We start from the raw sequence: 14,827 nt of genomic DNA on the forward strand, positions 1-14,827 counted from the left end.
TTATAAAAAATACTATTGCTTTTTAATTATGTTTTTAAATAATAACAATAGTATTTGATATAAAAAAATGATCGCATTTAATTACGAAACCGAGTTTCAATTAAACAATGAAGAAAATACTTCTAAATGGATACAAGAATGTATCGAAAGAGAAGGTTTTGAATTGGGAGAAATCAACTATATTTTTTGTGATGACGCTTATTTACATAAAATAAATGTTGAGTTTTTACAACACGATACATTAACTGATATTATTAGTTTTGATTACACGTTAGGTAAGTTAGTTGGAGGTGATATTTTTATTTCAGTAGAAAGAGTAGAAGAGAATGCAAAGGAGTTTAATACTTCTTTTGAAAATGAATTACACCGCGTAATAATTCATGGTATTTTACATTACATGAAATACAAAGATAAGACGGATGAAGAGAAGCAAATTATGCGCTCTAAAGAAAATGAATGTTTAGAAATTTTAGATAAAAAATAAAAGAGTTCCACGTGGAACTGATTATAAAGAATGAGTTTATTTAATACAACATACGATGTAATTGTAGTAGGAGGTGGACATGCTGGTAGCGAAGCTGCAGCAGCAAGTGCAAACATGGGAGCACACACTTTGTTAATTACAATGAACCTACAAAACATTGCTCAAATGAGTTGTAATCCTGCTATGGGTGGAATTGCAAAAGGGCAAATAGTTCGTGAAATTGATGCACTTGGTGGTTACAGTGGTATTGTAACTGACAAGACTGCGATTCAATTTAAAATGCTAAATAAATCTAAAGGACCAGCTATGTGGAGCCCAAGAGCTCAATCGGACAGAATGCAATTTGCAGAGTGCTGGAGAACCATGTTAGAACAAACTGAAAACCTAGATTTTTATCAAGACTCTGTTAATGGATTATTATTTGATGGCGATACAATTATTGGTGTTAAAACTGCCTTAGGTTTAGAAATAAAAGCTAAAACAGTAATTGTTACAGCAGGTACTTTTTTAAACGGATTGATTCATATTGGTGAAAAAACGTTTGGTGGTGGTAGAGCAGGAGAAGGAGCTTCAACTGGTATTACTGAAGATTTAGTAGCTAAAGGTTTTGAAGCTGGCAGAATGAAAACAGGAACTCCTCCTCGTGTAGACGGTCGCTCTTTAGATTACTCTAAAATGACCGAACAACCTGGTGACGATGCTCCAGAAAAATTCTCTTATTTACCAATAACAAAAACATTAACAAAACAACGTTCTTGTTATCTTACTTACACCAATCCTGAAGTACACGATTTACTTCGTGAGGGTTTTGAACGCTCACCAATGTTTAATGGTAGAATTAAATCTACAGGACCACGTTATTGTCCATCTGTAGAAGACAAAATCAATCGTTTTGCAGAGAAAGAACGTCATCAAATTTTTGTTGAACCAGAAGGGTGGAACACTGTTGAGATTTATGTAAATGGATTCTCAACATCACTTCCTGAAGATATTCAAGACAAAGCCATTCGTTCTATTCCTGGATTTGAAAACGTAAAATTCTTTAGATACGGTTATGCAATTGAGTACGATTATTTTCCACCAACACAATTAAAACACAACTTAGAAACTAAATTAATTGAGAACTTATTTTTTGCTGGTCAAATTAATGGTACAACAGGTTATGAAGAAGCAGCTGCTCAAGGTTTAATGGCAGGTGTAAATGCAGCATTAAAAACTCAAAATAAAGAACCTTTTATTCTAAAAAGAAGCGAAGCCTATATAGGTGTTTTAATTGATGATTTAATCACAAAAGGAACCGAGGAGCCTTATCGTATGTTTACTTCTCGTGCAGAATATAGAACTCTTTTACGACAAGATAATGCAGATTTACGCTTAACAGAAAAATCTTATAAATTAGGATTGGCTTCTCAAGAAAGAATGGATAGAGTAGAAGAGAAGAAAAATAAGACTCAAAACTTAATCGATTACATTAAAGGATTGAGTGTAACAAAAGAGGATATCAACCCTATTCTAGAAGAGAAAAATTTAGCAACAATTAATCAATCTATGAAATTGTATAAAATTGCTGCTAGACCTCAATTAACGTTTTCTGATTTTAGATCTATTGATAAGCTTGAAAATTATATTCAGGAAAACGAAATTGATAATGAAATTATAGAGCAAGTTGAAATCCACTTAAAATACTCTGGTTATATTGAAAAAGAAAAGAATAATGCAGACAAATTAAATAGATTAGAAAACGTGCCTATTCCCGCTACTTTTGATTATAGTAAAGTGAAATCTTTATCATATGAAGCTAGAGAAAAATTATCTAAAATACAACCTACTTCAATATCACAAGCAAGTAGAATAAGTGGAGTATCACCAAGTGATATATCTGTATTACTTGTATATATGGGTAGATAAAAATAAAACGTTCCATGTGGAACGTTTTATTTTTTTATGTATAATTGTTCGATTAAAACTAATGTTCCACAAGGAACACTCAACACAACATATTAATTTGATTACAGAAAAAAAGTTATATAAAGACTTAAAACCTTTTTTAAATTGTATCGATCATACAGTATCTAAAGAAAGTTATGAGGTAATGAAAAATGAAGAATACGATATATTAGTAACTTCACCTGTACCTAATAATTTAGATAAATATTATGCTAGTGAAGATTATATTTCACATACAGATAGTAAAACATCTCTTTTTGATAAAACATATCAGTTTGTAAAAAACTATACTTTAAAAAAGAAACTAAAATTAATTAACTCTTTTAACACAGAAGATAAATTAATTTTAGATGTTGGTGCTGGTACTGGTGATTTTTTAAAAGTATGTGAAAATGGTGGTTGGAAAATTGCTGGTGTTGAACCTTCTGAAAAAGCAAGAAGTTTTGCTAAAAATAAAAACATAAATCTTTTAAAAGATCTTTCAAAAATAGAAGGCAAACAATTTGATGTTATTACTCTTTGGCATGTCCTAGAACATATTCCTAATTTAACAGAATACATACAGCAATTAAAATCACTTTTAAAAACAAATGGTGTTTTAATTATTGCTGTTCCTAATCATAAAAGCTTTGATGCAAAATACTACAAAGAATTTTGGGCAGCTTATGATGTTCCAAGACACTTGTGGCATTTTTCAAGAATATCAATATCAAAAATATTTTCATTAGTTGAAATGAAAGTAGAAAAAACACTTCCAATGAAATTTGATTCTTTTTATGTTTCTTTATTATCTGAAAAATATAAAACAAAAAAATCAAGACCAATTCGTGCTTTTTTAACTGGATTGAAATCAAATTTTAAAGCAAATCGTTCTGGTGAGTATTCTTCTTTGATTTACATCTTAAAAAACAAGTAAAACTTAATTTAATATTGTTTTTAACTACTTTTAAAAATAAAACATACAAATACCTTACTAAAATTTAAAAACCTCTTAAAAAGCACTTTTTAAGAGGTTTTTAAATAATCAAAAATTATATTAAATATAAATATATATAATTTTTATCTATTTAATAAATAAACAGCTAAAATTGCAATTATAAAGTAAACTGCTAATGTCATAGCTCCTGCATAGTCTTTTGCTAATCGCTGACCAACTAATAAAAAGATTAAAGTTACTGCTGATAACTCAGCACCAATTAAAGCTATATTGTGGTTACCTGTTGTTGATAAATGAAAAATTCCAACAAACATTAATGCACCAGCTAATAATTCCATTACTAAAATTATAGCAAGTAAAAGAGGTACCGAATTTTTTAAGGGAGAGTCTTTAAAGTGCCCTCTGATAAAAGATAAATTTCCTTTCCAGTCTGTTACCTTATCTATTCCAGATTGTAAAAAAGTAACGATTAAAAAAAGTAAAAGTAAGATTTCTGTTATGCTTTGTTGTATAAGTTCCATATAATTGATTTTTTACAAATATAAATTTTAAATAAGAATTGTAACAATTCAAATAAAATTCGTCTAATAATTATCTACTATTAAATAGTATCTTTATCAAAAAAATTACTAACATTTAAAAATTAAAAACTATGTCAATTTATATGTATCCGGTTATTGTTATCGGGATTCTAGTATTTTTATCATTATTCTTTATTGTTAAGCAACAAACAGCAGCTATTATTGAGCGTTTTGGTCGCTTTCAAAGCATTCGTCATTCTGGTTTACAATTAAAAATTCCTATTGTGGATAGAATTGCTGGTAAGTTGAGTTTAAAAATTCAACAACTAGATGTAATTGTGGAAACAAAAACCTTAGACGATGTATTTGTTAAGTTAAAAGTTTCTGTACAATACAAAGTAATTCGTGATAAGGTGTACGATGCTTTTTATAAGCTAGATTATCCGCACGATCAAATTACATCTTATGTATTTGATGTGGTGCGTGCAGAAGTACCTAAAATGAAGTTAGATGATGTATTTGTTAAAAAAGATGATATTGCAATCGCTGTAAAAACTGAATTAAACGATGCCATGGCTGATTATGGTTATGACATTATAAAAACTTTAGTAACTGATATTGATCCTGATGCTCAAGTAAAAGCAGCAATGAACCGTATTAATGCTTCTGAACGTGAAAAAATAGCAGCTCAATTTGAAGGAGACGCACAACGTATATTAATTGTTGAAAAAGCTAAAGCAGAAGCTGAAAGCAAACGTTTGCAAGGACAAGGTATAGCCGATCAACGTAGAGAAATTGCTCGTGGTTTAGAAGAATCTGTTGAAGTTTTAAATAAAGTAGGAATTAACAGTCAAGAAGCATCAGCTTTAATTGTTGTTACACAACACTACGATACTTTACAATCAATTGGTGAAGAAACTAACAGTAACTTAATTTTACTACCAAATTCACCACAAGCAGGTAGTAATATGTTAAATGATATGGTAGCTAGCTTTACAGCAAGTAATCAAATAGGTGAGGCAATGAAGAAAGCACAAGAAAATAAAGACAAAGAATAATTATGATACTATCAACTACACCTTCAATAGAAAATAAACCAGCTAAAGAATATCTAGGTATTGTTACTGGTGAGACAATTATAGGTGCAAACATTTTTAAGGACTTCTTTGCCGGTATTAGAGATATAGTAGGAGGTAGGTCTGGTTCTTATGAAAAAGTTCTAAGAGAAGCTAAAGAAATAGCTTTGAAAGAGATGGAAGAGAGAGCTCTAAGATTGGGAGCTGATGCAGTTATAGGAATCGACTTAGATTATGAAACCGTTGGCGCCAATGGAGGCATGTTAATGGTTACTGCTTCTGGAACAGCGGTAAAACTTTAATTAAATAAAAAACCGAAACATTAAATGTTTCGGTTTTCTTTTTATTGTTAATAAGATAATGATCTTATTTCTTTTCTTCTACTTTATCAGTATTCTCTTCATCTTTAGTGGCATCTTTGAATTCTTTAATACCAGTACCTAAACCTCTCATTAATTCAGGAATTTTTTTTCCTCCGAATAATAATAGTACTAATGCAACGACTATAGCTATTTGCCATGGTCCAATAATTCCTAAAAATATAGTAAGTAAATTCATTTTTATTAAATTTTGCGCTACAAAGATACAAAATTAACTTCGGTGTTCTATTACTCCGCCAATTACTTTTTTGTCTCTAAATACTTCTGGTTTTCCTTTGTAAAAAATAGAGCCTCCAAACGATACTTTAGCATCTAAGGTTTCTCCAGCTTGTACTTCAACCTTAGAACCAGATCCTGCTTTTACAGCTGTCATTTCTTCTACCGATAATTTGTAACCGTGATACATTCCTCCTAGATCAGCATTTACATTTTGATTCTTTGTTACTCCAGAAAGCCTAATAACCGCTCCTGAAGAACTTTTTACATTCAAATGCTTAACATTCACCACAAGGTTGATAAAAGCTCCTTCTTGAGCTCTAATTTCGACTTTTTGTTGGTTAATGTCTTTACCTGTAATCGTTGCTCCTTCATTTGCATCAATAATTGATAAAGTTTTATTGTAATATAACGTTGCTTTAACTTTACCATCGGCAGTAGTTTCTGGGAACCTTAATAATACTTTTAAGGTCGTTCCATCCAACTTAATTTTAACTTTGTCTGTTTTTTCGCCAGTAACTATTATTTTAGATTCATCAGATTTTACTAGTTTTAAATCTATGCCATTGTACACTTTTACTATTGAAAAGTCTCCTAAATTCTTAGTTATGGTTGTTTGAGCTGATGCTAAAACGGTCATCAAGAACAAACTTAATATTGCTAACTTCTTCATAATAAATTCCATTAGTTAATTGAGTATAACCAATAATTATACCAATACTATAAAGGTAAATACTTAAAAATATTGTTTTTAACTGAATATTAATTCTGTATTATTCTTAAATTTTATAATTTCTCCTACTTTAGGTTTCTTAATTGTATTAACAAGGCCTACTATAAAAATAAGTATAAAAATTCCTCCAATTATTAATACTCCAGTTGGTCCCAAAAAGTCTGCTACTCCTACAAATATTTTTTTTATTAAACCTCTTCTGCCACTTGTGTTTAATGTTTCACCATTTTGTAAACTTAGAGCAGTGTTATGTAGGATCCAGGTAACAACTCCAAATAATAATAAACCAAATATATAAGATTTAATTTGTTTGAAAAGTGAATAATTTTTTACTACTATACCTTTTAAATTATTTAATAAATATGTTTTAATTTCAGAATAAGTAGCTGAATTAATTATTATTTCAATTTCATTTTCCTTATCATCCTTTAAACTAATTGTTATAATCTGATCTGTATCATTTAATAAAATTTCTTTTATTTCTTCAAATATTATAATAGTAGTATTTGTTAACTTCTGTTCTGAAATTAGATTACTAACATCAACTTCAACAGGTTGTTCTGTTATCCACAGGGATTTCTTATTAGCAATTAGATAAATATTATTTTTTTCTTCTTCAGTAGTAATCCAAATTTTCATAGTTTTTTATATATAATTTTTAATGTGATATTAAGTTAAAATCTAAATGTTTACGTTCTAAATCGGTATGTTTTACTTTTACAACAACTTCATCCCCTAATTGAATAATGTTTTTAGTTGACTGTCCAACCACAGCATATTGTTTTTCGTCAAAGATATAATAATCATCCTTAATGTCTTTAATACGTACCATACCTTCGCATTTATTGGATTTTATTTCAACATAAATTCCCCATTCTGTAACACCTGAAATTACTCCCTCAAATTCTTGATCTTTATGATCTTGCATGTATTTAACCTGCATATATTTAATGGAATCTCTTTCAGCTTTTGAAGCTAATTCTTCCATTTTAGAAGAATGTTTACACTTTTCTTCATAAATTTCGGCTTTAGGTGAGTTTCCGCCATCTAAATAGTGTTGTAATAAACGATGTGTCATCACATCAGGATAACGACGTATTGGTGAAGTAAAATGGCTGTAATAATCAAAAGCTAAACCATAGTGACCTATATTTTGTGTAGTATATTCAGCTTTACTCATTGAACGAATGGCTAAGGTTTCTACCATGTTGGCTTCTCCCTTGCCATGAACGTCTGATAATAATTTATTTAAACTATCCGATGTTTTTTGGCGTGTTTCTGTATTGATTTTATATCCAAATTTACTAACAATATTTTGTAACGATGCTAGTTTTTCTACATCTGGTTCATCGTGTACACGGTAAACAAAAGTTTTCTTACTTGGTCTCCCTGCAGAAAGCCCTATAAATTCAGCTACTTTTTTGTTTGCTAATAACATAAATTCTTCAATCAGTTTATTAGCGTCTTTAGCTTCTTTAAAGAAAACTCCTGTAGGGTTAGCATTTTCATCTAAATGAAATTTAACTTCAACTCTATCAAAAGAAATAGCTCCTGATTTCATACGCTTTTTACGCATTTTTTTAGCTAGTTCATCAAGTTTTAATGTAGCTTCAACAATAGTTTCATCAACTTCATATACTTCTCCAGTTAAAGAAACATCAGCAGGAATTATATTATTTTTATTCTCAATGATTGCTTGTGCTTCTTCATAAGCAAAGCGTTTATCAGAATAAGTAACAGTTCTTCCAAACCATTGGTTAATAACTTGTGCTTTCTCATTCATTTCAAATACTGCTGAAAAAGTTAATTTTTCTTCATTTGGTCGTAAAGAACAAACTCCGTTACTTAACATTTCAGGTAGCATTGGTACCACTCTATCAACTAAATATACTGATGTAGCACGATCATAAGCTTCATCATCTAAAACAGTTTTTGGTTGTAAATAATGAGAAACATCAGCAATATGAATACCTATTTCATAATTTCCATTTTCAAGTTTTGTAAATGATAAAGCATCGTCAAAATCTTTAGCATCTTTAGGATCTATGGTAAATGTTAAATCTCCTCGCATATCTCTACGCTTAGCTATTTCATACTTAGTAATTTCAATAGGTAATTCAGATGCTTCTTTCTCTACTTCAGTAGGAAATTCATAAGGTAAACCATATTCTAATAAAATAGAATGGATTTCTGTATCGTGATCTCCTGGTCTTCCTAAAACTTGAGTAATTTTTCCAAACGGATTTTTAGAATTCTCTGGCCAATCAGTCATTGTAGCAACAACCTTATCACCATCTTTTGCGCCATTAAGTTTACTTTGAGAAATAAAAATGTCTGCATACATTTTAGTGCTATCTGGTATAACAAATCCGAAATTTTTATTCATTTGTAATACACCAACAAATTCAGTTTTTGCTCTCTCAATAATTTCTACAACATCGGCTTCAAGTTTATTACTTCTACGCTTTTTATACACATAGGCTTTTACAGTATCATTATGTAAACCTTTACCTAAGTTTACTGAAGGCACAAAAATATCGTGTTCAAAATCATCACAAATAAAATAAGCATTGCCATTAGAGGTAGCATCTAAAGTACCAACATGGTATTTACGGTCTTCATTTATTTGATATTTACCTCTATCAACTTCTTTAATTTTCTTGTTAGCTGTTAATTCTGCTAACTTTTTAATAATTTGATTTTTGCCATCAGTATCAGAAACTTTCAATTTAGAAGCAATCTGTTTGTAATTGTAATATTTATTACTGTCTTCGTTAAGTATTTTGAAAATGTTACGGGTAAGATCTTTGATAACTTTACCCTTTTTTTTGTAGATTTTTTTCTTTCTAGTCATTAATCTTTCGTCTTATTTAATTTTCAACCAAAGTACGAATAAAATTAATGCTAGTAATTTAAATAACTGTTATAAATTGATTTCGTACTTTTCCAATCTTTATTTAAAGTGATGGTATGAATAATTCTTGGTTTGTTATTGTTAATCCTTTAGCTGGTAATGGTAAGTTCAATAAATATTGGTCAGATATTCAACAGGAATTAAAATTTAATAATATAACCTATGAATATGCAAAAACTGAATATGCTAATCATGAAAAATTAATTGTTCAACAAGCTATTAACAAAGGTTATAAGAAAATAATTTCTGTTGGGGGTGATGGTACTTTACATCATGTTATTAACGGAATTATGACTCAAAATACTATAAAACCTGAAGAAATAACTATTGCTGTTATTCCATTAGGTACTGGTAATGACTGGATTAAAACATACAATATACCTAAGAATATAAAAGATTCCGTTGGTTTAATAAAGCACGGAAAAACTATTTTTCAAGACATCGGTTATTTGGAATTACCTGATACTTCTTCCTATTTTAATAATGTAGCTGGTATTGGTTATGACGGATATGTTGTTAACAAGTTGAATAAATTAAAGAGATTTGGATCTATAGCCTACTTATTGAGTGGGATAGCGGGTTTATTACTCTACAAAAGAACTACTTTTAACATAACTATTAACAATAAATCTGTTGAAACAAAGTGTTTAATGACTTTGTTTGGTATTTGTAAATATTCAGCAGGAGGTATGCAATTAACTGATTATAAAGGTTCTAATAATGGTTTATTTGATATAACAATAGCTAAAAATCTGTCCTTTTGGGACTTACTATTTTCAATTAAAAAATTATACAACGGAAAAATTCTTCAGCATAAAAAAGTAGAAACGCATTTGGCTAACTCATTGTTAATAACTCCTAAAAATAATGATGAACTTCCTTATATTCAAGCAGATGGTGAGTTAATAGGTAGAGGACAAGTTAAAGTTAGTATTCTAAAAAGTGCTATTCAAATAGTTATTCCTTAAAAAGTTAAAAAAAACTTAATAAAATTGTAACGTTTCTTAAATTCATACGTCTTTATAGTAAGAAAGTCGTTATAAATGAAAAACTTACGCAAAATAATAGCACTGTTTATTTTCATATTCATTACAGGAATTATCGTAACAGTAGTGAGTATAAATACAACTTTAAACAAAAAAACTCCTTCAGAAGTAGTAACTAAAGATACTATTTACCTTATCAAAGCTTCTAAGAAAGCCGTATAAGCCTTTTTTACTCACTTATTATCACTTTTCAACAAACGTGGTATTTACGCCTTATTTTTTGCAATTTGCCCTAAAAGAAGACAAAGAGATTACACTAGTTTTTTAAACTCAGTAAATGATTAGTAGAAGAATTTGTAAAACTCAAAACTTCAAAAAAACTGTTATTAACATATTATATTATTAATAAAAGAGATTTTAAAAATTTAAAAAAAGAAATGATTGTTATTATAGTGTGTTAATATGTAGCATAAAAAGTATATTTTATTTTTGGTGAAGTGACTTATTAAAATAAATAAACAAGTTATTAGTTAAATAAAACTTTAAAAATCAACTATAAAATAGAGTTATTAACAAAAGTTATAAACAGCAATTCACTGAAAATTATGGATAGTTAATTTTCTTTTCAATGTAAAAAAAGGGTTAATTTAATGTTGATAAATGTTCATTAAAATCTAAAAAAAAAAGTTGCATAATTAATTCTTGTTCTTGTATTGTAAAAAATATCTAGAAAATCAAATTTTCTTTTCAGAATATACTATTACTTCTTAACAATTTGATAATATAGCTTAACTTCTTAATTTTAAATAGGTTATTAAGAATGCTAAAAAAAGCATTGTTAATTACTGTTGATAACCGTGAATAACTGTATTTTTGTAATTCACAACTGAATTAAAATCAACAAATTATGACAATCGCTGTAGGAAACGATCACGCAGGCACCGAATACAAATTTGAAATAGTTAAGCTTTTAGAAGAATTAGGACATAAAGTAATCAACTTTGGTACGAATGAAACCGATAGTATGGATTACCCAGATACAATTCATCCAGCTGCTGAAGCTGTGGAGACAGGACAAGCAGAAATGGGAATTATTTTATGTGGAAGTGGTAATGGAGCGCAAATGACTGCTAATAAGCACCAAGGAATTCGTGCTGCTTTATGTTGGAATAACGAATTGGTTGAATTAACACGTCAGCACAATGATGCTAACATTTTAACAATTCCAGCTCGTTTTGTATCGTTACAACAAGCTTTAGGTTTTGTAAAGATTTTTTTATCTACCGAATTTGAAGGAGGTCGTCACGCGAATAGAGTAAATAAAATAGCTTGCTGTTAATGAATTTTATAGTAAAAAGATTTCAAGAATTAACAACTTCAGAACTGTATGAGCTTTTGCAATTACGTTCTGAAGTTTTTGTTGTTGAGCAAGATTGTGTGTATCAAGATATTGATGGTAAAGATCAAAAGGCTTTACACGTTATAGGAGTTAAAGAAGGTAAAATAGTAGCTTATACACGATTATTTAATAGTGGTGAATATTTTGATACACCAAGTATTGGTAGGGTAGTAGTTAAAGAAACGGAACGTAAATATGGTTACGGACACGATTTGATTAAAGCATCCATAAAAGCTATTGTTGATAACTACAATGAAACTACCATAACGATTTCTGCACAAACCTATTTGCAAAAATTCTACGAATCTCACGGATTTAAACAAATAGGTGAAGGTTATTTAGAAGATGGTATTCCGCATATAAGAATGGTTAGAAATTAGTTTCTAATTAAAGCAAAAGCACCATTTTTAGCCTCTCCGTTTGTAAAAATTATTTGATACCAGTATGTAGTACTTGGAAGTGGTTTTCCATTGTATAAACCATTCCAACCAATAGTGTTTGGTTTAATTTTACCTACTATCTTTCCAAATCTATCAGTAATATAAATTTCTTTAATAAGATTGTTATTAGCGTTTACAATCCAAGTATCATTGTTACCATCGTTATTTGGAGTAAAAAAGTTTGGAATGGTAACATCTCTTTCTTCCTCTATAAGAATGGTAAAACTACTTTCATTATTACAACTAGTATTTATAGGGTTTACATTATAAATAAAAATTGTTTGAGAATCAGTAATAATATCTCCAGAATTTAATTGATTTCCATTTCCTCCAGATTCAGTATAATAATTTCCATTTATTAGATTAGGTAAAGTAAATTCATTAATAGCAAAAACATCATTTAAAATATCAACATCAGGTGAATTGTTTATAGTAACCATAAATGAAGATTCAATTGAACAAGAAGGATTACTTGAATCTTCGTTATAAATAAAAATTGTTTGAGATTTATTTATAATATCTCCAGGGTTCAATCGATTTCCATTTCCATTAGATTCAGTATAGTATTTTCAATCAGATAAACTAGGTAAAGAGTAATTATCACAGGTGATAACATCATTTAAAGTATCAACAGTTATGTTACAAGTAGTCTGTTTACATTCTGATTCATCATTAATAAAAGTAGATGTAGCATCAATAGAAATCCAATTTACTTCACTAAAATTTTTATCATCAACAAGAATACAATCCAAATTATTATTTGTTGTATTAAAACTGTTTCCTGGTATATTTTGATTAGCACCATTTCTTAAATCTAAAAAAGTTAGTTTATTGTTAGATACAACGAAGTAATTTATTTTTGGATTATTAGATAAATCCAATGACTCTAAATTTCCATCAGGAGCATAAAATTCTTCTAAAATAATATTATTTGATACATCTATACTAGTAAATAAATTACCTCCACAACTTAATCTTTTTAAATCTTTATTTAATGATAAATTTAATTGATTTAGTAGATTATGTTCACACCATAAAAGATATAGCTCTAAGTTCCTAAATATGTCTAAATCCTTTATTTTATTTAGAGAACACACCAACCTTTCTAACTTGATATTATTACTAACATTTATTTCATCAAGAAAGTTATCACTACAAAATAAATCTACTAATTTTAAATTATTACTAACATTTAGTGTTGTAATATTATTCTCTGATATATTTAAATGTGTTAAATTTTTAAGGTTATCGAGATTTATAGAGGTAATAGAATTAGTATAACATATAAGTTTTGTTAAATTCTTAAAATCTTGTATACCTGTTAAGTCAGCAATATTTTTTTCTTGAATTTCTAATTCTAGTATGTTTTCAATATTACTAGTTAACACATAGTCATCTAAAGGGCCAGAATCATATCCAAGGTTTATTAACTCTTGTTCAAAATTATCATCGGGTACATAGGTTAATAGAGGAGTAGCACAATTAGTACTAAACACAGAGTTGTCATCAATATCTATCCAGTTAGTTTTACTATAATTTTCATTATCTACCTGAAAACAGGTTAAATTAGGATTATCAATGCAATAAAATTGAGTAATAGATGAATTATTACCATTTTTAAAATTTACTTTTTCTAAAATTCCGTGACTTAAATTAAGTTGTTCAATTTTAATATTTTTTGATAAATCTAATTCTGTAATACTAGAATTACCTATAGTTAAATCTTTAATGTTAATATTATTTGATAAATCAATTGAACTTATACTAGTGTTAATACAGTGAAAATTTTCTAGTTTACTATTATTTGAAATATTCAAATTTTGAAGCATTGAATCACTATAAATATATAAATCTATCAAATTAGTATTACTAGAAAGATCAATAGTTACAACCTCATTTAATTCAATTGTTAATTTTTCTAAAGCAATAAAGTCTTCTATACCTTGTAAGGATTTGATTCCGTTTATATAATCAGCACTTCCTGATATTGATAGGTCGTTTACAGTGCTGATATTATTAGTAGGAACATAATCATCTAAAGGACCAGAATCATACCCTAAATCAATTAAATATTGTTCAAAACCATCATCGGGAACATAAGTATTTTGTGAGTAAGAAAATAAAGTAAAAAAGAAAAGTAAAAGAGTTATATATTTTTTCATAGCTTTTTATAAAGCTGTAAAAGTAACAAACTAAATCAATTCTTCAACTTCTTTAACTTCACCAACTTGCATGTTACCTAGTAAAATGTTACCTACACGAACGCGTACTAAACGGAGTGTAGGAAAACCAACAGCTGAGGTCATTTTACGTACTTGTCTAAATTTTCCTTCGGTTAATGTAACTGATATCCAAGGAGTAGGACCGTGACGAGCATCTCTAATTTTTTTAGAACGCTCTGGTAAATCTGGTGTATCAATTGACTTAACTTTGCAAGCTTTAGTTATATATTTCTTTCCGTCAAAACCAATTTCAATCCCATTTTTTAATTGATCAATAGCTTCTGAAGTAATTGCTCCGTCTAACTGGACATAATATTCTTTTTCAACTCCACCTCTGGTAGTGATAAAGTCGCTTACTTTTCCGTCGGTTGTTAACAACAATAAACCTTCCGATTTTGCATCCAATCTACCAACAGCCATTGTTTTTTCAGGAAAATTGTATAATTCACCTAATAATTTGTGTTTACCTCCTTTTTTTTGATTTGTAATAAATTGTGATAAAAAACCATAAGGTTTGTAAATCATGAAGTGACGATGGTTTGACATCTTTTCTTTTTTAAGAAGTACAATAT

Annotated in this window: 17 protein-coding genes; 9 read left to right on the forward strand and 8 right to left on the reverse strand. The window is 28.7% G+C overall.

Annotated features, from left to right (window positions below; all coding sequences use genetic code 11):
• Positions 1-67: 67 nt before the first annotated feature.
• The 3 genes from ybeY (at position 68) to MHM83_RS02635 (ending at position 3,347) form a co-directional block, all read left to right on the forward strand.
• Positions 68-484, forward strand: coding sequence for an rRNA maturation RNase YbeY (gene ybeY / locus MHM83_RS02625; protein WP_159488693.1), 417 nt, complete (start codon positions 68-70; stop codon positions 482-484).
• A gap of 30 nt (positions 485-514) precedes the next feature.
• On the forward strand, positions 515-2,392 hold the full coding sequence (gene mnmG / locus MHM83_RS02630) for a tRNA uridine-5-carboxymethylaminomethyl(34) synthesis enzyme MnmG (RefSeq protein WP_239178304.1): 1,878 nt from the start codon (positions 515-517) through the stop codon (positions 2,390-2,392).
• Positions 2,393-2,453: 61 nt separating this feature from the next.
• Positions 2,454-3,347, forward strand: coding sequence for a class I SAM-dependent methyltransferase (locus MHM83_RS02635; protein ID WP_239178305.1), 894 nt, complete (start codon positions 2,454-2,456; stop codon positions 3,345-3,347).
• Positions 3,348-3,490: 143 nt separating this feature from the next.
• Here MHM83_RS02635 and MHM83_RS02640 read toward each other — a convergent pair whose 3' ends face one another.
• The gene (locus MHM83_RS02640; protein WP_047788053.1) at positions 3,491-3,889 is read right to left on the reverse strand and encodes a hypothetical protein; all 399 of its coding nucleotides are present in this window, start codon (positions 3,887-3,889) and stop codon (positions 3,491-3,493) included.
• Positions 3,890-4,020: 131 nt separating this feature from the next.
• Between MHM83_RS02640 and MHM83_RS02645 the strand changes: the two genes are divergently transcribed.
• Positions 4,021-4,947: an SPFH domain-containing protein gene (locus tag MHM83_RS02645; RefSeq protein WP_047788054.1), complete on the forward strand. Its 927-nt coding sequence runs from the start codon at positions 4,021-4,023 to the stop codon at positions 4,945-4,947.
• A gap of 2 nt (positions 4,948-4,949) precedes the next feature.
• On the forward strand, positions 4,950-5,267 hold the full coding sequence (locus MHM83_RS02650) for a heavy metal-binding domain-containing protein (protein WP_167712597.1): 318 nt from the start codon (positions 4,950-4,952) through the stop codon (positions 5,265-5,267).
• Positions 5,268-5,331: 64 nt separating this feature from the next.
• On the opposite strand, the gene MHM83_RS02655 is transcribed toward MHM83_RS02650, so the two are convergent.
• From MHM83_RS02655 to rnr, 4 genes are all read right to left on the reverse strand, one after another.
• Positions 5,332-5,523, reverse strand: coding sequence for a Sec-independent protein translocase subunit TatA/TatB (locus MHM83_RS02655; protein ID WP_047788056.1), 192 nt, complete (start codon positions 5,521-5,523; stop codon positions 5,332-5,334).
• A 33-nt stretch (positions 5,524-5,556) separates the two neighbouring features.
• On the reverse strand, positions 5,557-6,234 hold the full coding sequence (locus MHM83_RS02660; RefSeq protein WP_239178306.1) for a head GIN domain-containing protein: 678 nt from the start codon (positions 6,232-6,234) through the stop codon (positions 5,557-5,559).
• Between the two features lie 78 nt (positions 6,235-6,312).
• Positions 6,313-6,933 carry a hypothetical protein gene (locus tag MHM83_RS02665; RefSeq protein ID WP_239178307.1) on the reverse strand — a complete coding sequence of 207 codons (621 nt, stop codon included), beginning with the start codon at positions 6,931-6,933 and terminating at the stop codon, positions 6,313-6,315.
• Positions 6,934-6,952: 19 nt separating this feature from the next.
• Positions 6,953-9,148, reverse strand: coding sequence for a ribonuclease R (rnr, locus tag MHM83_RS02670; protein WP_239178308.1), 2,196 nt, complete (start codon positions 9,146-9,148; stop codon positions 6,953-6,955).
• 116 nt (positions 9,149-9,264) lie between these two features.
• On the opposite strand from rnr, the gene MHM83_RS02675 reads away from it, so the two are divergent.
• The 4 genes from MHM83_RS02675 to MHM83_RS02690 all read left to right on the forward strand — a co-directional run bounded on the left by MHM83_RS02675 (position 9,265) and on the right by MHM83_RS02690 (position 11,973).
• Entirely contained in the window at positions 9,265-10,176 is a 912-nt protein-coding gene (locus MHM83_RS02675) for a diacylglycerol/lipid kinase family protein (protein ID WP_239178309.1), read from the forward strand.
• 75 nt (positions 10,177-10,251) lie between these two features.
• Positions 10,252-10,416, forward strand: a complete 165-nt coding sequence (locus MHM83_RS02680; RefSeq protein WP_164505163.1) for a hypothetical protein — start codon at positions 10,252-10,254, stop codon at positions 10,414-10,416.
• Between the two features lie 685 nt (positions 10,417-11,101).
• Positions 11,102-11,533, forward strand: coding sequence for a ribose 5-phosphate isomerase B (gene rpiB, locus MHM83_RS02685; RefSeq protein WP_047788060.1), 432 nt, complete (start codon positions 11,102-11,104; stop codon positions 11,531-11,533).
• Positions 11,533-11,973, forward strand: a complete 441-nt coding sequence (locus MHM83_RS02690) for a GNAT family N-acetyltransferase (protein ID WP_073182359.1) — start codon at positions 11,533-11,535, stop codon at positions 11,971-11,973. The genes rpiB and MHM83_RS02690 overlap by 1 nt, the downstream gene beginning before the upstream one ends.
• Here the strand turns inward: MHM83_RS02690 and MHM83_RS02695 are convergent.
• From MHM83_RS02695 to MHM83_RS02705, 3 genes are read right to left on the reverse strand one after another with little or no spacing between them, the layout of a single operon-like run.
• Entirely contained in the window at positions 11,970-12,566 is a 597-nt protein-coding gene (locus MHM83_RS02695; protein WP_239178310.1) for a T9SS type B sorting domain-containing protein, read from the reverse strand. The genes MHM83_RS02690 and MHM83_RS02695 overlap by 4 nt on opposite strands.
• Positions 12,567-12,602: 36 nt before the next feature.
• A complete protein-coding gene (locus tag MHM83_RS02700; RefSeq protein WP_239178311.1) occupies positions 12,603-14,195 on the reverse strand; it encodes a hypothetical protein in 1,593 nt (530 codons plus the stop codon).
• A 30-nt stretch (positions 14,196-14,225) separates the two neighbouring features.
• On the reverse strand, positions 14,226-14,801 hold the full coding sequence (locus MHM83_RS02705) for a pseudouridine synthase (RefSeq protein WP_159610599.1): 576 nt from the start codon (positions 14,799-14,801) through the stop codon (positions 14,226-14,228).
• Positions 14,802-14,827: the final 26 nt, after the last annotated feature.

It is taken from the genome of Tenacibaculum sp. Mcav3-52 (genome assembly GCF_022347665.1).
Taxonomy (GTDB): Bacteria; Bacteroidota; Bacteroidia; order Flavobacteriales; family Flavobacteriaceae; genus Polaribacter; species Polaribacter mesophilus.